This is a genomic window from Psychrobacter sp. Cmf 22.2 (genome assembly GCF_001921745.1).
Classification (GTDB): Bacteria; Pseudomonadota; Gammaproteobacteria; order Pseudomonadales; family Moraxellaceae; genus Psychrobacter.
This window is the reverse complement of the sequence record NZ_MRYA01000007.1, coordinates 137724-158221: the sequence shown is the minus strand read 5'-3', so window position 1 is coordinate 158221 and position 20498 is coordinate 137724. Positions and strand designations below refer to the sequence as shown.

The following is a 20498-nucleotide window of genomic DNA, read 5'->3' as shown; positions in this document are numbered from 1 at the left end:
AGTTTACGGCTTGTGTTATACTAAAAACTTTTCAAACTATAATATTTAGTTACTATTAAATTATAAAACTGAAAACCAAGTCTTAAGTATACTCACAAGTGTACTAATTTATATTTTTAAAAATTTATTCATATATATCAAATACTTATTAAAGTATCACCGTTCCGGCTCCGGGTACCATTACATAGTCCTATACTATCTTATAGAACAGCTAAAGCCCCTGATATCAGGGGCTTTGTTGTATCTGGCGTCTTATACTGTCCTGCCTTATCTAGCCCAATCCGTGCATTGGTGTACATTACCTACATATAAATACACAGTAAACCGATGCGATAAATAGCTAGCGGTCTTACTTTTAATAAAGACAATAGACAAAGCTATATATCATTCAGTTGTTACTGTAGACCTTCCGCTGCTGTTTTATCTAAGTTCGAGTTATTTTCGTTTACAGTAGCCGTATCGTCAGCCTTTTGCTCATTTTCCACGCTGTCTACACCAGAATAGTATGCTGTACCCCCTGCGTCATCATCTGTACTGTCTGCACTTTCTGCTTCATCTGTGGAAGTATTAACACTAGCTTCAGTGTCGCTATCTGTCTGTACTGGCGTCATTTCACTCGTCTCTGTATTATTGGTATCAGCCTTTTCTTCTGTTTCATTACTACAAGCGCTCAGTCCGATAAGACTTACTAATACTGCCACCCATAGCTTATTTTGAAAGGTTCTATTCAATACTGAATTTTTCATTTTAATATTCCTTATTATAATATCCATCAATTCAAGGTAAGTACTATCTTATATGTCATTTAAATATTATCTGCTATTACTAACCAATCATTTTTGTTTGTTTTCATTAATCGTTTAACAAAAACCGCTAGGTGTGCTTATTGTCTTTTTACTCGCCCTAAATGATCTTGCAACTTATATAGTTATCTTTATTAAGTAGAAAAAATAAACCGCCCGACTCATAGAGTTAAGGCAGTTGCATACGCTTGTTGAGCACTTATTACTTTTAGTAACAATCGAATCTGCGTTCTCACTCGCTACTATTGCTCATCAAGCTTAATTACACTGGCAGCATTTTTCGCACATGTTGCATTTTTTGCAGGTTGATGGACTGGTACAACCACATTTTTCACAGCTGCAAGTAGCATTGTAATGAACAGAAAAGGCTGAAAGATTTGTTTTTTTGGCGTTTGACATCATCATAAATCCTTGTAATAAGAGAATAATTGATGATTAATCTTGACAGATATGAGCGATGCCTTCTGTAAGGCAAATGTTAATCTGATGATCGAAAAACTTCCGATCAATCTATATGACTTGCCACAACCCTTCAAGATTAACAGCGCTTTTATCAATTATCGGATAATCACTAAAGCTTAGTGTATAGCCGCCTGCTTGATTGCTCGCTGGCGTAATTTGACAAGTCACACCCAGTGGAAAGCTATATTTTTTACTGATATGCCCAAAGCTCATGCCATTATAGATAGGTAGTCCAGTCAGTTTATGCAATTGGCGTATGACCATCGCCACATCATAACGCTTATCGTAGCTATCTTCACCTGCACCAGACAATGAGCCAAACACGATTGCTTGCTGATTTTGGAACACCCCTGCCAAATACAAATCATAGAGCATGCGCTCAATACGATAAGCCTGTTCCCCCACATCTTCTAAGAATACAATACCGCCTTTAATACGCGGCAAGTACTCGCTACCTGCCAGCGCTGATACCACGCTCAAATTACCGCCCCAAATCGTTCCTGTGAGTGCTTGAGTCTTATCAGTCGCTAGAATCGCTGGTAACTGCTTACTGGTCAAATCGGCGTTTTGAACATTAATGCTTAAATTAGGATTAGTAAGCGCTTCTGCAAACTGCCGACAACTAACCTCATCAGGAGTTGCTTTACCAAATTCACTATAGAGCATGGGGCCAGCGAGCGAGCTCATTTGCCCTTTCGCCAGCAGTGCACATTGAATAGCAGTGACATCACTAAAGCCTGTTAGTATCGTACCCTGCTCTCTCATAATTCGTCCCAGCGTTTGCCAGTCAATCAATGGCAGCAGACGCATTGCGCCATAGCCACCGCGTACACCCATGAGCAGTTTAGGTGCATCAATCGCCCCAGTCGCAATGTTTTGTAGATCACTAGCTCGCTGCCTGTCCGTTCCCGCAAAGCGCAAATATTGTCGTTCGGTGATAGCAGGATTCTGCACATCAAAACCTGCGCAAGCCAAGCGCTCTAACGCCAACTGGTTGCGCTCATGATTACCGCCAACGTTGGAGCTAGCAAATAGACGCGTCTCAATAGTAGAATTGATGCAATGTAATTTGGACGCTATTGACTGATTACCCTCTGGCAACGCCGTCGGCAGATCATCTTTGGTCAGCTGCATACTGCTATTTTGATCACTCGTTTTGTCTGCAGCTTTAATCGTTAAGCCTTGAGCGATACCTTGAGTTGCAAGTAGTCCAGCACCTGTACTCACGCCTAGTCGACGTAAGAATTGGCGACGACTAAGCTCCTTATTGGCTACGGTGGTTATATCAGCTTGCTGTAAAAGAGTTGGATTTGTCATAAGCATACTAAGCTGTTACCTCAAAACTTATTTTAGAATAATGGTTTTAGAATAATGATTTAATTATCAACGTTTTTAACATTAACTTTATATAAATATCGCGGTTTGGCAGCTTTAATAGCGACAATGGTTGCATAACCCTATAACCATTGCTTATTACAACGACAACAAATCGTTAAACAACCATGTTTGGTACTTACCATTACTCTTGTTATAGTAAATAGTAAGAAATAATTCATCAATAATAATAGGAACGCTAGTATGGCTGATAAAGAAAAAGATAATAAGTCGCTTTTAGACAATATTAAACTCATCTTAAGTAAAGAAGACAGCATAAAGAAACAAGTCGACAAGGATCGCGGTCTTGAGCGTTATGCTAAAGACTTGATGCTACTGATGAGCTTGGTAAAAGATTATTACCAAGGTAACTATCGCAATATACCTTATAAAACTATTTCAGCAGCAGTGGTTGGATTGTTATACGTCTTAAACCCTATTGATATTATTCCAGATTTTATACCTTTTATTGGTCAAGTTGATGATGCCTTGGTAATTGGGTTTTGCTTAAGACTGATGGAGAAAGACTTGAACAAATATAAAGCTTGGAAAAGCGAGCAATCAATGTCTAAAGATGGTGCAAAGTCTGAAGATAAAACGTCTGATAATAAAGACAAAAATGCAAAAGCTAAGAAAAAATCCTAATTATTAAAATAGTGATAAATGGTATCTTTAATCATAAAAACACGGTCAATGAGTTCATCACTGACCGTGTTTTATGTGCATTAAGTTTAAAGCTAGTAAACCAACATTAGTGAGTGATCACTAACCATCAATCAGGTACCTCATAATTGGCGTTTTCTGGGTTGAGACCAAATGAGTATACGAATGTCGCAACCAGACTGTTAATAATGATAAAGGGTAAGTCAATCGTGACGTGACCAAGTAGATAGCGTCCAATCAACCAAGAGACAATAAGCATAATAATAAAAAACGCGCCCAGATACCCTAAGATGACAGGATGTTTTAAACCATAGGGCTGCGCAGGCTTAGGTTGTTTACCAAGTATATATATACGTATCGCCCAACCAGCGGCATAAGACAAACCGCCCAAAACGACATAACTTAAAAAATTCATATTATCTGACTCTATTACTAAATAACTGGCAGAACATATTATATTACTGTCCAACAAACCTATAATAAATACTGTTTGCTATCAAAGACTTTTAGTACTCGGCCCAACGTTATCGATGACAATATCGGCATGGGGATTGGCTAAAATATCAGTATTGACCTCATCACACTCTACCCGATAAATCGTATTTGCGCCCTTATAGATGTAGGACAAATACTCACTATCAAGTAATGGATCGATATTGGCATAAACAGGTTTGACATGTGCCATGACCAACACTCTATCAGGACGTCCAATAACTGCATCGACATTGTCAGGATCAATGGAGAAAAACTTAGGTATCTCACTATTATCAAGCTCTTCTAACGGTTCAGCAGTATCCCAGACACGCTTGGCAGTTGCAGGCTCCTTCATCTGCATAACCCATCTGCCTTGTTGCTGACTGACCTTAATCTGGGCAGGCTCATCACTGCTGACGGTATAGCAGCCTTCAAATATAGATAAATCCGTTTCGGTCTTTGCCGCATCTTTCACCACGGTCGTACTGCTATCATTACAACCTGCTAGCAATAGCGCACTACAAGTGATACCGCTAACCACTAACAAGGTAAGTCTTTTGCAAATAACGTCTGAGCGCTTGAGCATGATAATGTCATCCTGCGTTAAAAGGGACTGAGGCATGTGCATTCAGTTTCAACTGAAAAGCTGTGCTCTCATCAGGCTCATTTTAACAGAAAACAACTCCCTTTCTGTTTTGATATTTAGCTTTACAGTTTTGTGGCGAGCGATGGCGCATATTGCTAATGGATTTGCTATAATCAAGCGCGTTAATCCCAGTTATACTCTCAGTTAAACTATAGTCAAGCTCGATAGTATAGATATAAATAAATAGCGCAGAGGCTCTATAGAACTGAGCTTGCAAGGCGAATAATATATCTGTTTATCGTACGTTAACTATCTATTAGGCTATTAGATTTTTATGTCAGACAATCCTGCTCTATCATCCTACACTTCTAGTACAAATGTTTTTAGCGCAAGTCAGCAAAATGCGGCTGATCCGCTAGCCGTGAAAGCAAATACTACCGTCGCTTATACTGATGGTGCCTGTAAAGGTAATCCTGGCGCCGGTGGCTGGGGCGCGCACCTTATCTTTAGTGATGGACGTACGCAAGATCTATACGGTGGCGATAAAGAAACCACTAATAATCGTATGGAGCTGATGGGCGCAATAAAAGCTCTAGAGCATAGCCCACGCGATTTAAAGCTTGAGATTTGGACCGACTCTAGTTATGTTAAAAACGGCATTACCCAATGGATTGAAGGTTGGAAAAAGCGCGGATGGAAGACGGCAGGCAAAAAGCCTGTAGCCAATCAAGACTTGTGGCAACAGTTGGATAATCTTTGTCAAGCACGCGATGTTGATTGGCACTGGGTTAAAGGTCATGCTGGACACGCAGGTAATGAGAAAGCTGATGAGCTGGCCAATCTGGGCGTCACTTCTAGTAGCGAGCACTCATCTACAGCGCATTCTATAAATAGCTTTGAACCTATTGACGCTGATATTGCTAAAAAAAAAGATAAAATAACCGCTAATGACTGGCTAAATAACGATCCATTAGGCTTTAATATGATGGATAATGATTTAGATGAAGAGTCGTACGAAACCCCTTTAGATGAGATGTCAGATAATAATGATTCAAAGCCTTTATCAGCCAAGCAACAACCAGACAATGCTACGCAGCCAGTGAGTATCGATACTATGATATCAGATGAGACGAATGCACACAGCGATACAACCAACGTAACAGTAGACTTGCCAAAATTCGATGGTGATACTGGTCGTGCTAACCCCAATTTTCGTCCGCTACTGCCAAAGCCTATCCATCGACACGAGCCCAATCGTCAGCTCATCATGGATACAGAGACGACAGGACTTGATCCTCTTAAAGGTGACCGCGTGATTGAGGTCGGTATTGTCGAGATGGTCGGTCGTAAGTTTACGGGCGAAAAGCTCCATGTTTATATCAACCCGCAGCGCGGTATGGATGAGGAGGTCATTCGTATTCACGGTATCTCCGAAGCTTTTTTGGCAGATAAGCCAACCTTCGATCAAGTTGCTAAGTCGTTATATGACTTTATGGATGGCGCAGAAATCATCGCTCACAACGCCACGTTTGATATGAACTTTTTAAGCATGGAGTTTAGTAAAGTTGGTCTGACAGACTTCGCCGAGCGTGTACAAGTGACTGACTCTTTGTTGATGGCAAAGCAGCAGTATCCTGGACAAAAAAACACCTTGGATGCTTTGGTGCGCCGGCTAGATGTCGGTAAGCAAGACCGTACTTTTCACGGTGCTTTATTAGATTCGGAGATCTTAGCTGAAGTTTATCTGGCAATGACGGGTGGACAGGTAACGTTAGCGATCGAAGAAGATACTCAAACAGAGGGTGGAAACACCGCTCATGCTAATTTTGCGAATTTGGCATCTTTATTGCTAGAGTCAACCGTAGACAACCATGCCAATCAAAACTGGTTTGCAGGTTTAGCAGAAGATTACCCTGAATTAAACGCTAGGCTATCGCAGTGGTAGAGCGTGTTACTGCGCATAATTGGTCGGGCTAAGCCAGTCATTTGTCTAATGACATACTAAAAAGCCCACTTTTATCAATAACTATCTGCTGCTAGAGTCGACTCTATCAACACTTTATGGAAAAAACTATGAGCCAGTCTGAGCAAACAATGTTGACCACCCCTGCCCTTAGTATCACTAACTTTAACTTGCCCTCTCTACATCTGCTGCATAATGAGATTACGGTCATTCTAAAAGATACTGAAAATCATCTTAGCGAATTTAACGATGATCACGAACAAGTCTCTTTATTGTTAGACTCTATTAGCGTATTAACACAACTGTCTTGTATTTTTAAATTGATTGCATTGACTGGCGGACAGCTACTAAGTACGGCTATCGCACAAGGTCTACAACAACTTTATGACAATAATAACAACAGTGACACCGCTTTGATTATGGATTTGTCAGAGGCGATCATGACACTTGATCGTTATGTTGAATTTGTACTATTGACCGAGACAGTTGAGCCAACTCTACTCTTGCCAATTATTAACAAACTATATGCTCATAGTCAGCAAGATACGATCGATGCCGATTATTTTTCTGATTTTGGTAGCAGCAGCGTCATCATTGCCAATCCTGAACAGAACTTCAAACCTTTAAGCGAGCTAAATCTCGATAGTGATTTACTCGCTAATGCTTATCGTAGTGGTCTAAATGTGGTCCTTGCCAAACATGCGCCACTAACAGCAGATGCCCAGCAAAAACTTAATGCCATGAGTGCTGCTTGTGCAATGATTGCCGCCCACACTGACAGTTTGTTTTGGCAAGCGGCAACGGCTGCTGTCACAGATATCAAAGACATCTTACCGTTAAGTGCTAGTCAAAAACATACACTTATCTACTTAGAGCAGCAGTTTCATAGCTACTTGCCAGTAATGGACGCCCGTTTTGCAGACTTAGTGAGTTTTGCTTGCCAGCGCGATAATCAACAAGCGCAAAAGCTACGTACTCAGTATGCAAATAATCGGATTGAGTCGTCACAGCTTACGCAGATGCAACGCTTCTTGTTTGGACCAAACCGTGCCATTACTGACACGCTAAATGATATTATTCAAAACCAAATCAGCACTGTTAAAGAAAAAGTCGATAGTTATGCCCGCGGTGATACACTTAGCCCTGCGGCGGTACAAGTAAGCTCAATAGCTGCCGATCTTATAGAGCTGGGCTCAGCATTGCAGTTATTATGCTTAGCTGATGCGGCAACTTCACTCAAAAATGTAGCCTCATCTGTAGCAAAATGGCAGACGCCAACACCTGATGAGTTTGATTATCTACTATTAGCACTGATGCATGCAGAGAACGCTTCGAACGCGATGGCAAAAATACACACTCCAGGCGCTATTCATTTGGCAACGCATAGTCAGCATATCTCATTACACCAAATCGATACGGCCTATGATACGTTGGTACAAGAGAGCCGTACAGCTCTATCAAGTGCAGAGCAAGCAATTAACGATTATTTAATGGATGACAATCGTGACCTGCTCAACATCGAAAACATACCTGATCTGATACATCAAGTCGCAGGCGCAATACGCTTCTTACAATTGCCTACACCCGCAAATATGCTTGGCCAGTTGACCACCAATATGCAAAAACGTCTTGAAAGTGGTCAAAGTATAGATGATCGTACACTTGCTCATATAGCTGATGTACTTATGGCAGTAGACTATCGCTTAGATGGTTTTGAGAACAACCATCCTGTGAGCAAAAAATCGCTTGATGTTGCTCAGGATAGTTTAAGCCAACTACTTGCCGCTTAACTGTTACAAATAAATACAAGCAACTTTTAGGCAACCCTCTTGCTGCTTTGGATAGCTATTTATGACTACCGCCTTTGTGATTAATAACGAGACTGTACTGTGCCGCTATACTACAAAAGGCTGGCGACCTCTGCAATTTCCTGTTTTGGCTATTAACAGTGATATTGTCAAAAAAGACCAAGCAGCAGAGTCATCAATTAAGCTTTATCAGGTTGGCCGTGTGGAGTTACTGGCAAGCTTAGCAGCAAGCAATTGGGAGACTAATGAGTCGCTAGCATTGGATACAAGCCCTGAGCCTATTGATGGCGATGATGTACCTGCTACCATTGCCATTACTTATGATTATGCGCAAACTCACGGCATTGCTATTCCCAACTTAACTAAAGACTCCCATGAGTCAACTGTATTGCAGACGCCATTAGCCCGTACTGACGAGATAAACTTCATTACTTATAGGCAGCTTATCACCCAGCTACCAGTTGCTCTCTCGACGCAGCTGAGCCAAGCGATTCAATTGCTGCGCTGGCAAGCAGATACTCAGTTTTGTAGTCGCTGCAGCGCTTCGGTTACGGTAGCCAAATTTGGCGAGCGTGCGATGGTCTGTCCAGTCTGCCGCTTACGCCAGTATCCACGAGTACAACCTTGTGTCATCACAGCCATCACCCGTCCAAACCCACAAACCGGTGAGATGCAGATACTCTTGGCACACCATCACCGCTATGGTCGACCAAGCACGCAGCTTCAATATGGCTTGATTGCAGGCTTTGTAGAAGTAGGTGAAAGTCTAGAGCATGCCGTAATGCGAGAGGTGTTAGAAGAAGTAGGTATTCGCTTGACTGACATCCACTATGTCAGTAGCCAACCATGGCCATTTCCCTCAAACTTAATGCTAGGGTTTCGAGCGTCTTACACTAGCGGTCAGATAGTCATACAAGAAGATGAGCTCTCGCACGCCGACTTTTTTGATATCTCAAACTTACCAAAGATACCTTTTAAGGGCAGTATTGCTTACGATTTAATTGCGCAAATTGCTCACGAACAAGGCATAATACTTTAGCTTTATAGAATATATTAGCGTGTAATCAGTAGCATGCCATTATGAACAATACTCTTTTATGATAGATTATCTATACTAGTAGCTACCAATAGTATAGTAGCTCTCACCCATTCTTTACGCCAGTTTTAAGGCCTTTGATTAAATGCCCAGTGATATTCATACTCGTCTAACAAACTTGCCCATACTGTTTGATACGTTAACTTTAGAGACGCTCCCAGCTGACACACAACAGCAAATTGCGTATGTAGATTCGTGTCTACCCCAGACCCAGTGCGGTCTTTGCGATCATCCCGATGGGTGTCTACCTTATGCTACCGCTATCGTTATAAATGGTGAACCACATAATAAATGTGTGCCTGGAGGTCAACCTGTTAGTGATGCAATTGCCCTTATTTTAGACGCAGATCATGATACTTTGGATACGGTCTTTTCACAGAACCAAACCTCAAGTAGTGAGCACGAACGCTTGATTGCTGTACCGTCAAAGTGGCCAATAGACCCTACGACCGAGCGTCCGCATGAAGTACGTGCCATCATTCGTGAAGATGATTGTATCGGTTGTACGAAGTGCATCCCTGCCTGCCCAGTCGATGCTATCGTCGGTACTGGCAAACATATGCATACGATTTTTACAGATTTATGCACCGGTTGTGAGTTGTGTATCGCACCCTGCCCTGTGGACTGCATTGATCTTGTACCTATCGAGCGTGAATTGTCAGCAGCAGAGCGCCTCCAAGAACAAAATGAGCTGCGACAACGTTATCATACGCATCTTAGGCGCGTAACTGAGCAACTGGCCGACAGTAACAATAGTAGACCTGTCGTCAGTATGGTAGAAGCCAAGCTAAATAACGCCAGCGCACAAGCGATTGACATTGATGAGCAGCAAGCAAAAAACACTATTGCTGCCGCCAAACTACGTACCAAAATCAAAAAACTAGAAAAACAGCTAAGCGTCCGTCCTAATCCAGAGAAAAGTGCCGAGTTGGCTACGTTGCAAGATCAACTGTCTCAGTTATAATTTGTCCGTATTCTGTTATCTTATTTGATCTAATTTAGTATCGACCTTAACCACTATTAACATCAACAGCTATAAAAATATTGTCTATATCCTATGAGTAAAACTGTCAAACACAAAACTGCAGACACACCGCCATCGAGACGATTACCCAATCGTAACGTACGACCGTTCTTTGAGAAGTTGGCTGCTACTATTGACGATCCCATTACCGAATTAAACTACAGTAATAATTTTGAGCTACTTATCGCAGTCATACTCTCTGCACAAGCGACTGATGTGAGTGTCAATATTGCAACCCAGCAGCTATACCCTGTCGCCAATACTCCTGAGGCCATATTGGCATTGGGTGAAGAAGGCCTAAAATCTTATATCAAAAATATTGGCTTATATAATGCCAAAGCCAAAAATGTGATCAAAGCCTGTCGCGATTTAATAGAGAAATTTGACAGCACCGTACCTGATAACCGTAAAGACTTAGAGTCGCTCGCTGGTGTGGGGCGCAAAACCGCTAACGTGGTCTTGAACACAGCCTTTGGACAACCAACAATGGCAGTCGATACGCATATTTTCCGTGTTAGCAATCGCACGGGGCTGGCCACTGGTAAGAACGTATTGATGGTAGAGAAAAGACTGGTCGAGCGCATTCCAGAAGACCTATTGGTTGACGCTCATCACTATCTCATCTTACATGGGCGCTATACCTGTCAAGCGCGTACCCCTAAATGCGGCGCCTGTCCGGTTTATGAAGAATGCATGTTTAAGGACAAAGCTACGTTTGTAGAGATTTGAAATTCTTTATAGCTAGTATTGTCTAATAGAGATAACCCAACTCAAAGAAAAACAATACAGATAACTATTAGCAGAAATTTAGCCAACTCGATGATTTTTACGATTGATAGCAACAATAGCTACACTAGAGTTTTCACTCGATTCACGGTAAAATGTGCTAATTTTTTGGTTCACTTTTGCCTCTTATTTTCCGTTAACATTCAATTATGACTGATTTAGTAATGACAGTCCTTGCAATTAAGCGATCTAACTATGCGTGAATACAACTTATTTACATCTGAATCTGTAAGCGAAGGCCATCCTGATAAAATGGCCGACCAAATCTCAGACGCTATCCTTGACGCCATCTTACGTGAAGACATCCAAGCTCGCGTAGCATGCGAGACGCTGGTCAAAACTGGTGCAGTGATACTAGCAGGCGAAGTGACCACTACCGCCAACATTGATTTGGAGCGTATTGTACGTGATACGGTCAATGGTATTGGTTATCATCACTCAGATCTTGGTTTTGATGGTGAGACTTGCGCAGTGATCAACATGCTTGGCAAGCAATCACCTGAAATCGCTCAAGGTGTCGATCGTAACAGCCCAGAAGAGCAAGGCGCTGGTGATCAAGGCTTGATGTTTGGTTATGCTAGCAATGAAACCGATGTGTTAATGCCTGCTCCTATCGAGTTTGCACATCGTCTTATGGAGCGTCAGTCTGAGCTACGCCGTGCTGGTGACCTGCCTTGGTTACGTCCAGATGCAAAAGCACAAGTTACCTTAAAATATGATGGCAATCGTCCGACTGCAATTGATGCTGTGGTATTGTCTACTCAGCATGATCCAAGTATTTCGCAAAAAGATCTGCAAGAAGCAGTCATGGAATCTATCATCAAACAAGTACTGCCAGCCGACCTGTTGCATGCTGGTACTCGCTACCACATCAACCCAACTGGCAAGTTCGTTATTGGCGGACCTGTCGGTGATGCAGGCTTAACCGGACGTAAAATCATCGTCGATACCTACGGCGGTATGGCTCGCCACGGTGGCGGTGCCTTCAGTGGTAAAGACCCTTCAAAAGTCGATCGCAGTGCCGCTTATGCAGTACGTTATGTCGCCAAAAATATCGTCGCAGCAGGTTTGGCCGAGCGCTGTGAAGTACAAGTCAGCTACGCGATTGGAGTTGCTGAACCTACTTCTATATCAGTTAATACTTTTGGTACGAGTAAAATCAGCTCTGATGAAATCATTCGTCTGATTCGTACGCATTTTGACCTGCGCCCTTATGGCATTACCCAAATGCTAAACCTACTCCAGCCTATGTATCAACGCACAGCAACTTTCGGTCATTTTGGTCGCGTCGGCTCTGATACTGCTTTTACTTGGGAAAAAACAGACAAAGCTGAATTACTAAAAGCAGATGCAGGTTTATAAACCCATATTTACAGACACTCAATAGGAGTTGCTTATGTCTCAAGACAATATTGATAACAACGCTCAAAACCAAAATTTAAACGACAATGCTGAAGCGATGACTGAAATCACCCCTGAAATGCAGGCGTTTTATCAGCGTGCCGATGCTATTATCGGGGTTGCAAATAGTCAATTGGGTCCTGAAGCTCATTCAGGGCAAGTCGGTGCTTCATTACTTTATGCAGCAGCGCGTTATAGCGCTTCGGTCGCCTCTATTGGCTTTGTGAAAGGTGATGACTTTGCAAAAGAAAAAGACGACATCGTAGAGTTTTACGTTAAACAGTACCGTCAGATGCTAAGTGATAATTTGACCGATTATGCGCAAAACTTTGACAAATATGTACAGCTTAACCAAGATGATAAGTCATCTAAGTAACTACTTTATTATTTAATATTTAAACAAAACCCCAGCCTATTTATAGACTGGGGTTTTTTATTGGCTATCTTTTTAGCAAGTGACTGACTACAATTAGGCTAATACTTAGGTTACTTGGGCCATTCAAGCTTAGGCCGTCATTAACTTATAAAAGCAGATAAAGCAGAATAGTCTGCTATACAACCGATTATTAGCTTATCTACTACAACAGGACGTTGTAGGTTTCATAAATTACAACTTCCACAAATTATGATCTTCATAAATAAGGATATATTATGTTTAATAATAATTTTTTGACATCCGGGCGCTCATGCTTGTCGTTACTAGGAATATCCGTCGCGATGACCTTAGTAGGCTGTAGCAATATACCGAGTGTCGCCGAGCCCGACACCACTCCAATTCATACACCAGCCACTAATCAACCAGCGCCTAGCGATGAATTGTTTACTGAGTGTCCGCCTCACAACCCAGAGCAAAACATATGTACCATGCAATACGACCCTGTTTGCGTAACCACGAAAGTTGGCTCGACCATCAGTTATCGCACAGCGGGCAACGCCTGCTCAGCCTGTGGCACAACTGCAGCGATAGGTTATATACCAGGCAAGTGCGTCTAAGCTTTTAGGAGTCCTGCATAAAAACTCAGCCTGATAATCATAAAAAGACCCCAGCTTATATATAAACTGGGGTCTTTTATTATTCATGTTATTTATGCAATCTTACTAATCGGACTTAGTAATTTTAGGAGGGCCTTTTAGCAAATGTTCATCACGGAACTCATTCGCTGAATTGTGTTCTGCCGACTCCTCAGTGACAAACCACTGCTGATTGCGATATAACACCAGACGATCTCGGCTCAAGCCGCGAAGTAGTGCATACATCATGACCAGCATAACAATAGCAAATGGGAATCCTGACACTATAGCAGCAGCCTGCAATGCCCCTAACCCCCCTGCTGCTAACAATATCGCTGCGATAACGCCTTCAGTTCCTGCCCAAAACAGACGCTGAATCTTGGGTGGATTGGTATCACCACCTGACGTCAACATATCAATGACGAAGCTGGCGGAGTCGGACGAGGTCACAAACCATAGTACGATCATTATAATAATCAAGGCGGTTGCTGCTTGAGTAAACGGATAGGTTTCCATTAATTTAAAGATAGCACTACCGGTATCTGCTCTCACTGCCTCAACCAGTCCAGGACTGACAATATCAGGGCTGACTGCAGCAGTCAGCTCCATGTGTACTGCCGATCCACCAAAGGCTGTAAACCATAAGAATAATATGGTAACCGGAATTAATAATACCCCTAATATAAACTCACGAATAGTGCGACCACGAGAGATACGAGCGACGAATACGCCAACGAACGGTGACCAGCTAATCCACCATGCCCAATAAAAAATCGTCCATGAAGATTGCCAGTTTTCTTGACCTTCATAAGACTCTGTCCATAAAGCTAGCGGAATAACTTGATGCAGATAATTACCGATATTCTCTACAAAACTATTAAATATAAACTGCGTTGGACCTAAAATAATCACAAAGCTTAATAACACGATAGTCAAAAAGATATTAATATCACTTAAACGCTTAATACCTTTATCCAGTCCCATCAATAAAGACAACCCAGCAAGCGCTGTAATAACCGCAATCAAGACAATCTGTACGGTGATATTATTAGGAATACCAAATAGACTCTCAAGACCAGAGTTTATCTGTAACACGCCTAGACCTAAGGTTGTGACCACCCCAAACATTGTGCCAAACACAGCTAAGGTATCGACAGTATGACCCCAACGCCCATAGATTCTTTGACCTAACAATGGATAGAGCGTTGAGCGAATTGCCAGTGGCAAACCGCGGCGATAGTGAAAATAAGCCAACGCTAAAGCCACCATGCCATAAATCGCCCACACATGAATACCGTAATGCAAAAAAGAGATGTTCATTGCAAGCTTAGCAGATGCGACTGTCTCTCCTTCACCAAGTGGCGGCGCCATAAAGTGGTACAACGGCTCAGCCGTACCCCAATAAAGCAAACCAATACCGATACCCGCTGAAAACAACATACCAATCCAAGATATGAGTTTGTATTCCGGCTTTTCCATCTGATGTCCGAGCCTGATATCACCATATCGGCTGAATATCAAATAGATACTCATGACCACGGCTAAGTTGACTACCACAATAAAGAACCAGCCAAAACGCATTGAGATAAACGCTTTTGCTTGCCCAAACACTACGCTTGCCAGCTCATTAAAAAAGGCACCAAAGATGATAAATGCGACAATTAAAATCGCTGAAGACAGAAATACTGGTTTACTTACCCTTGGAAAAGGGCCCAATCGACCAACCTTGACGTGATCCATAGATTTTTCCAAACTTAAAAGAGCGTCACCCTATCAAGATATTAACCATTTATCAAACACAACATCGTTACGACTGACTGTAAAGTGAGAAATAAGTCATAAAAGCCAAGATTCTGTTTATCGACAAGTACGGCTTGAAGGTAGTCTTACTCTATTCAGTGCTTTGTTGGCTATATTAACTAATAAAACCCCAATCTACGAATAGATTGAGGTTTTGTTTCGAGACATTCAGTGGTTACTATGATTTAGTCACCTTTAGCAATCTCAGGTGGCCCGTCCAATAGCTCTTCATCAACGAATTCGTTCGCTGTATTGTGCTCAACTGACTCTTCAGTGATAAACCTCTGCTCTGCACGGTACAATATAAGCTCGTCACGATTGAACCCTCGTATCATAGCATATAGCATGACAAAGACGACGATAGCGAACGGGAAACCTGCCACGATAGCAGCTGCTTGTAGAGCGCCTAAGCCGCCCGCTGCCAACAGAATAGCAGCAACAAAGCCTTGAGTTATCGCCCAAAATAGACGTTGGATCTTGGGCGGATTGGTCTCACCACCTGCGGTTAGCATATCGATCACAAAACTTGCTGAATCTGATGAGGTCACAAACCATAAAACAATCATGATGATGATTAACATCGTTGTGGCTTGCGTAAATGGATAGAACTCCATCAATTTAAAAATCGCATTACCATAGTCATTTTGTACCACTTCAATGAATCCAGGATTGCCAATCAGCTCCATATTTACAGCCACACCGCCGAAGGTTGTGAACCAGAAAAACAGAATAACCATAGGAATAAATAATACACCTAACAAGAATTCACGAATGGTACGGCCACGGCTAATACGAGCGATAAACACGCCAACAAATGGTGACCAGCTAATCCACCAAGCCCAATAGAAAATGGTCCATGATGACTGCCAATCGCCCTTACTATAAGCTTCACTCCAAAAGCCTAACTGAACGATATTTTGTACATAGTTACCGACGTTTTCAACCAAGCTGTCCATGATGTATTGGGTTGGACCCATGATAAAAGCAAACGCTAGCAACACAAAGGTCAAAACAATATTGGTATCACTAAGACGCTTGATGCCTTTATCCAATCCCATTAATAAAGAACCACAGGCAAGCATAGTAATAAAAGCAATCAGGATAATTTGTACAGGTACCGAATTTGGTATACCAAACAATCCCTCAAGCCCTGAATTGATTTGTAATACACCAAAACCCAAGGTTGTGACGACACCAAACATCGTACCGAATACGGCTAAAGTATCAACAGCATGGCCCCACCCGCCATAAATCCTTTTACCCAATAACGGATACAAACTTGAGCGAATAGAGAGTGGTAGACCACGGCGAAAGTGAAAGTATGCCAAGGACAATGCCACGATGGCATAAATAGCCCAAGCATGGATACCATAATGCAGAAACGAGATGTTCATCGCTTGTTTGGCAGCTTCTACTGTCTCAGCTTCGCCAAGAGGTGGTGCCATAAAATGATATACAGGTTCTGCGGTGCCCCAGTACATGATACCGATACCAATACCTGCTGAGAACAACATACCGATCCAAGACGGCAGACTATATTGTGGCCTTTCAGTCTGATGACCCAAGCGGATGTCACCATACTTACTAAAAATCAAATATAAACTTAAAACCACTGCCACGTTCATCAAGATAACGAACAGCCAGCCAAATCGCCGAGTAATGAAACCCTGTGCTGCAGCAAATACTGTATCAGCTAGCTCATGAAACAGAGCACCAAATATAATAAAACCCACGATTAAAACTGCCGAAGCAATAAAAACAGGCTTATTGACTCGTGGAAAAGGTCCTAAACGACCAATTTTGAGTTCACTCATAATACCTTCCTAAAATAGAGTTGTGCCACTATGTTTGGATATAAGTGACCTATCAAACCTAAAAATAAATATAATCACATAAAAATAGCCCTAAATGTGAGGGCTATCTGTGTATGACAATTACTGTAACAACAATGACGCTAGCAATTAATACGAGTTAGTCACCTTTGACAATCTTGGGCGGACCTTTTAATAAATCTTCATCAACGAACTCATTGGCAGTATTGTGATCTGCTGATTCTGCAGTGATGTAGTACTGTTGAGCTCTGTACAGTATCAATTGATCTCTACTTAAGCCGCGTAAAAGTGCGTACATCATTACAAATACAACCAAAGCAAATGGTAGACCTGCTACGATCGCTGCTGCCTGTAAAGCACTTAGCCCACCCGCTGCAAGTAAAACTGCGGCAATGACACCTTCAGTACTTGCCCAAAATAAACGCTGTATTTTTGGCGGATTGGTATCGCCACCGGCAGTTAGCATATCAATGACAAAGCTTGCCGAATCTGAGGATGTCACGAACCAAAGTATAATCATAATAACAATTATAAAAGTAATCGGTTTGGTTAACGGGTAATACTCAATCAGTTTAAAAATTGCACTACCAAAATCTGCTTGTACCGCTTCAACGAGTCCTGGACTAGCTAAAGTGGGATCAATAGCAGCGAGCAACTCCATATGAATAGCAACGCCGCCAAAAGTCGTAAACCAGAAAAACAAGATTGTTATTGGTATTAACATGACCCCCAACACGAACTCACGAATGGTACGGCCGCGACTAATACGTGCAATAAATATACCGACGAATGGCGCCCAACTTACCCACCACGCCCAATAAAATATCGTCCATGAAGACTGCCAATTTTCTTGACCTTCATAAGCCTCGCCCCACAGTCCGAGTGGAACAAACACTGATAAGTAATTACCAACATTTTCAAGGAAACTATCAAAGATGAATAACGTTGGTCCTAGGATGACCATAAAACCAAGTAAGATAGCCGTCAGCCCAATATTAATATCACTAAGACGCTTGATACCTTTATCTAAGCCCATTAAAACAGAAATAACGGCCAAAACCGTTATAAAAGCAATTAAAGCAATTTGTACTGTTAAACTGTTAGGCGTACCAAATAACTTCTCAAGTCCTGAGTTTATTTGCATAACGCCCAAACCCAAAGACGTTACAACGCCGAACATTGTCCCAAATACTGCTAAGATATCAACAGCATGCCCCCATCTACCAAAGATCTTCTTACCTAGTAAAGGATAAAGCGTTGAGCGAATTGATAGAGGTAGGCCGCGGCGATAATGGAAATAAGCAAGAGATAATGCGACAAACGCATATAGCGCCCAAGCATGTAGACCCCAATGTAAAAAGGTAAGATTTATTGCTTGTTTGGCGGTCTCTATACTATTTGGCTCGCCCAAAGGTGGAGCCATGAAATGATATAAAGGCTCAGCCGTGCCCCAATAAATCAGTCCAATACCGACACCAGCAGAAAACAACATGCCAATCCATGAAAATAGACTATATTGCGGTGCCTCTGTTTGAAGGCCCAAACGAATATCACCATAACGGCTCATGGCTAAATAAACACATATCGCTAAAGCTAGGTTCATTAATAAAATAAAGAGCCAGCCAAACTTGTCGGTTATAAAACCTTGTAAAAAACTAAAAAGTGCTCCAGCAGTCTCAGTAAATAGCACGCCAAAGATAATAAAGCCAACGATTAAAATGCTCGACGTAATAAAGACAGGTTTGCTCACTCGCGGAAACGGTCCTAGTCTCTCAACCTTTACATGGTCCATCTGTAAATTTGCCTTAATTTTTTAAGAGGCTAACAATAACAAGATATTTCATAACTATCAAATCTAATTCAAGTACTTACAAGTTTGCAACTGATTGCAATACTTCAGATTAACAGCTTGTAACAGAGTTGAAGACAGTAATTATAGTAAGCATTAAGCATTAAGCATTAATATTTGCTCTTAACTTATCGATTTTCTAACAATTTTAATCCTTGCTACATCAAAAGTTGGTTATCGTTAAAGCAACTATATGGTAAAAGCATATAGTTAAAATAAGCGTGAATATCTCTATTTTGGCAAGAGCTGTAACAACCTACCATTATCGCCATCTTCTAGTACCCACACTTCGCCATCGACTGCTAAAACATCACGAATACGGGCGCCCATATCATAGCGATAACGCTCAGACGCTTCCCCTGTCTCTTTCATATCGACCACGATTAAAGCTTTAGATGATAAGCCACTCATAAGGGCATCTCCTTGCCATTCTGGAAAATCATCTTGATTACCAGCAGTATAGATACTGATGGACGAGGGTGAAATGACGGGTGTCCACGTAATCTTAGGCGGCTCGAACTCAGGACGGGTATCGTGATCAGGAATATCAGTGCCTGAATAGTTACGGCCATTAGAAACCACGGGCCAGCCATAGTTGTTGCCTTTTTTAATAAGATTAAATTCATCACCACCGCGTGGTCCCATCTCATTAGCCCACAATCTGCCTGACTCATCAAATGCCATACCAAGCACATTACGATGACCTATCGTCCAAAACTGTGAAGCAATGTTGCGAGTATTACCTGCAAATGGATTGTCTTTGGGCACAGATCCATCAGCGTTTAACCGAATTATTTTACCCAAATTAACGGTCATATCTTGCGCAGGGTCTTTTTTCTGCCGCTCTCCTGAACTGATGTATAAGTACTGCCCATCAGGAGAAAATAGCAATCGATGACTATAATGACCTTGGCCTTTTACTTTTGGAGTCTGCTGCCAAATTGGTGTGATGGCCTGCAGACTTGGCGCATCAGTATCTAACCCTACAAGTTTGGCTTTGATCACCTTAGCACCAAAAGTATTGTTGTCGGAACCGTCTCCTGCTTCGACATAACTAATATATACCATCTGATTCGTTGCAAAATCAGGCGCTAAAATAATATCGCCAAGACCACCCTGTCCGCCATAAGCCACACTTGGCACACCATTGACTTGGGTTTTATTACCCGTTTGAGTATCAACGATAAAGAGCTCGCCTGTTTTTTGAGTAACGAGTAATTTGAGGGGGTCATTTGCTGTTTTGGGTAGCGCAGTCATCGCCCATGGCTCATCAAAGGTCGCAAACTCTTTAGTCGTAAATTCAGGTTTGATAGTGCTTTTTTGGACATCATTAGCAGCATTATCGGACGCTTTTGTTTGCGTAGGTGCTGTATCGGTATTTACTGTAGTTGGGTTAGAACAAGCAGAGGCGCTAAATAGTAACGCTACTATGCTCAAAGGTATCTTTACGTGCTTGGTAGTGATTATCATCATGCTCTCCCTATCAATCTGCTTTTATCTAATATAGCAAGTGACAACCCTATCAAGGTACAAATTATGTTTTTGTACAAAAAAACCCCTTATCTG

General features: G+C 41.9%; 17 protein-coding genes. 9 read left to right on the top strand and 8 right to left on the bottom strand.

Translation table 11 applies throughout. From position 1 onward, the window contains the following. Positions 1 to 395 precede the first annotated feature (395 nt). Together BTV98_RS11740 and BTV98_RS11735 are read right to left on the bottom strand one after the other, a co-directional pair. Entirely contained in the window at positions 396 to 746 is a 351-nt protein-coding gene (locus BTV98_RS11740) for a hypothetical protein (RefSeq protein ID WP_058369731.1), read from the bottom strand. A gap of 567 nt (positions 747 to 1313) precedes the next feature. Then, positions 1314 to 2582 (bottom strand): LD-carboxypeptidase, encoded by a 1269-nt coding sequence (locus BTV98_RS11735; RefSeq protein WP_058369737.1) that lies wholly within the window; start codon positions 2580 to 2582, stop codon positions 1314 to 1316. 261 nt (positions 2583 to 2843) lie between these two features. Here BTV98_RS11735 and BTV98_RS11730 point away from each other — a divergent pair, with 261 nt between their 5' ends. Beyond that, complete coding sequence (locus BTV98_RS11730; RefSeq protein ID WP_075103658.1) at positions 2844 to 3284, top strand: YkvA family protein; 441 nt, start codon at positions 2844 to 2846, stop codon at positions 3282 to 3284. Between the two features lie 127 nt (positions 3285 to 3411). Here BTV98_RS11730 and BTV98_RS11725 read toward each other — a convergent pair whose 3' ends face one another. Next, positions 3412 to 3717, bottom strand: a complete 306-nt coding sequence (locus BTV98_RS11725) for a hypothetical protein (RefSeq protein WP_058369968.1) — start codon at positions 3715 to 3717, stop codon at positions 3412 to 3414. An 81-nt stretch (positions 3718 to 3798) separates the two neighbouring features. Beyond that, entirely contained in the window at positions 3799 to 4398 is a 600-nt protein-coding gene (locus tag BTV98_RS11720) for a hypothetical protein (RefSeq protein WP_227511827.1), read from the bottom strand. Positions 4399 to 4696: 298 nt separating this feature from the next. On the opposite strand from BTV98_RS11720, the gene dnaQ reads away from it, so the two are divergent. The 8 genes from dnaQ to BTV98_RS11680 all read left to right on the top strand — a co-directional run bounded on the left by dnaQ (position 4697) and on the right by BTV98_RS11680 (position 13433). Then, on the top strand, positions 4697 to 6307 hold the full coding sequence (gene dnaQ / locus BTV98_RS11715; protein WP_075103657.1) for a DNA polymerase III subunit epsilon: 1611 nt from the start codon (positions 4697 to 4699) through the stop codon (positions 6305 to 6307). A gap of 128 nt (positions 6308 to 6435) precedes the next feature. Then, complete coding sequence (locus tag BTV98_RS11710) at positions 6436 to 8115, top strand: hypothetical protein (RefSeq protein WP_178379381.1); 1680 nt, start codon at positions 6436 to 6438, stop codon at positions 8113 to 8115. A gap of 61 nt (positions 8116 to 8176) precedes the next feature. Beyond that, complete coding sequence (gene nudC, locus BTV98_RS11705) at positions 8177 to 9172, top strand: NAD(+) diphosphatase (protein ID WP_058369727.1); 996 nt, start codon at positions 8177 to 8179, stop codon at positions 9170 to 9172. 142 nt (positions 9173 to 9314) lie between these two features. Then, positions 9315 to 10193: an RnfABCDGE type electron transport complex subunit B gene (locus tag BTV98_RS11700; protein ID WP_075103656.1), complete on the top strand. Its 879-nt coding sequence runs from the start codon at positions 9315 to 9317 to the stop codon at positions 10191 to 10193. Between the two features lie 93 nt (positions 10194 to 10286). Continuing rightward, positions 10287 to 10982: an endonuclease III gene (gene nth / locus BTV98_RS11695; RefSeq protein ID WP_058369725.1), complete on the top strand. Its 696-nt coding sequence runs from the start codon at positions 10287 to 10289 to the stop codon at positions 10980 to 10982. Positions 10983 to 11234: 252 nt separating this feature from the next. Continuing rightward, entirely contained in the window at positions 11235 to 12401 is a 1167-nt protein-coding gene (gene metK, locus BTV98_RS11690) for a methionine adenosyltransferase (protein ID WP_058369724.1), read from the top strand. Between the two features lie 97 nt (positions 12402 to 12498). Beyond that, positions 12499 to 12816: a DUF3144 domain-containing protein gene (locus BTV98_RS11685; protein ID WP_143505752.1), complete on the top strand. Its 318-nt coding sequence runs from the start codon at positions 12499 to 12501 to the stop codon at positions 12814 to 12816. A gap of 275 nt (positions 12817 to 13091) precedes the next feature. Continuing rightward, positions 13092 to 13433 (top strand): hypothetical protein, encoded by a 342-nt coding sequence (locus tag BTV98_RS11680; protein WP_058369722.1) that lies wholly within the window; start codon positions 13092 to 13094, stop codon positions 13431 to 13433. 105 nt (positions 13434 to 13538) lie between these two features. Here BTV98_RS11680 and BTV98_RS11675 read toward each other — a convergent pair whose 3' ends face one another. The 4 genes from BTV98_RS11675 to BTV98_RS11660 form a co-directional block, all read right to left on the bottom strand. Then, positions 13539 to 15191, bottom strand: a complete 1653-nt coding sequence (locus BTV98_RS11675; protein ID WP_058369721.1) for a BCCT family transporter — start codon at positions 15189 to 15191, stop codon at positions 13539 to 13541. Positions 15192 to 15436: 245 nt separating this feature from the next. Next, the gene (locus tag BTV98_RS11670; protein ID WP_075103655.1) at positions 15437 to 17065 is read right to left on the bottom strand and encodes a BCCT family transporter; all 1629 of its coding nucleotides are present in this window, start codon (positions 17063 to 17065) and stop codon (positions 15437 to 15439) included. 157 nt (positions 17066 to 17222) lie between these two features. After that, positions 17223 to 18875 carry a BCCT family transporter gene (locus BTV98_RS11665; RefSeq protein WP_058369720.1) on the bottom strand — a complete coding sequence of 551 codons (1653 nt, stop codon included), beginning with the start codon at positions 18873 to 18875 and terminating at the stop codon, positions 17223 to 17225. Between the two features lie 288 nt (positions 18876 to 19163). After that, positions 19164 to 20405 (bottom strand): PQQ-dependent sugar dehydrogenase, encoded by a 1242-nt coding sequence (locus BTV98_RS11660; protein WP_075103654.1) that lies wholly within the window; start codon positions 20403 to 20405, stop codon positions 19164 to 19166. Positions 20406 to 20498: the final 93 nt, after the last annotated feature.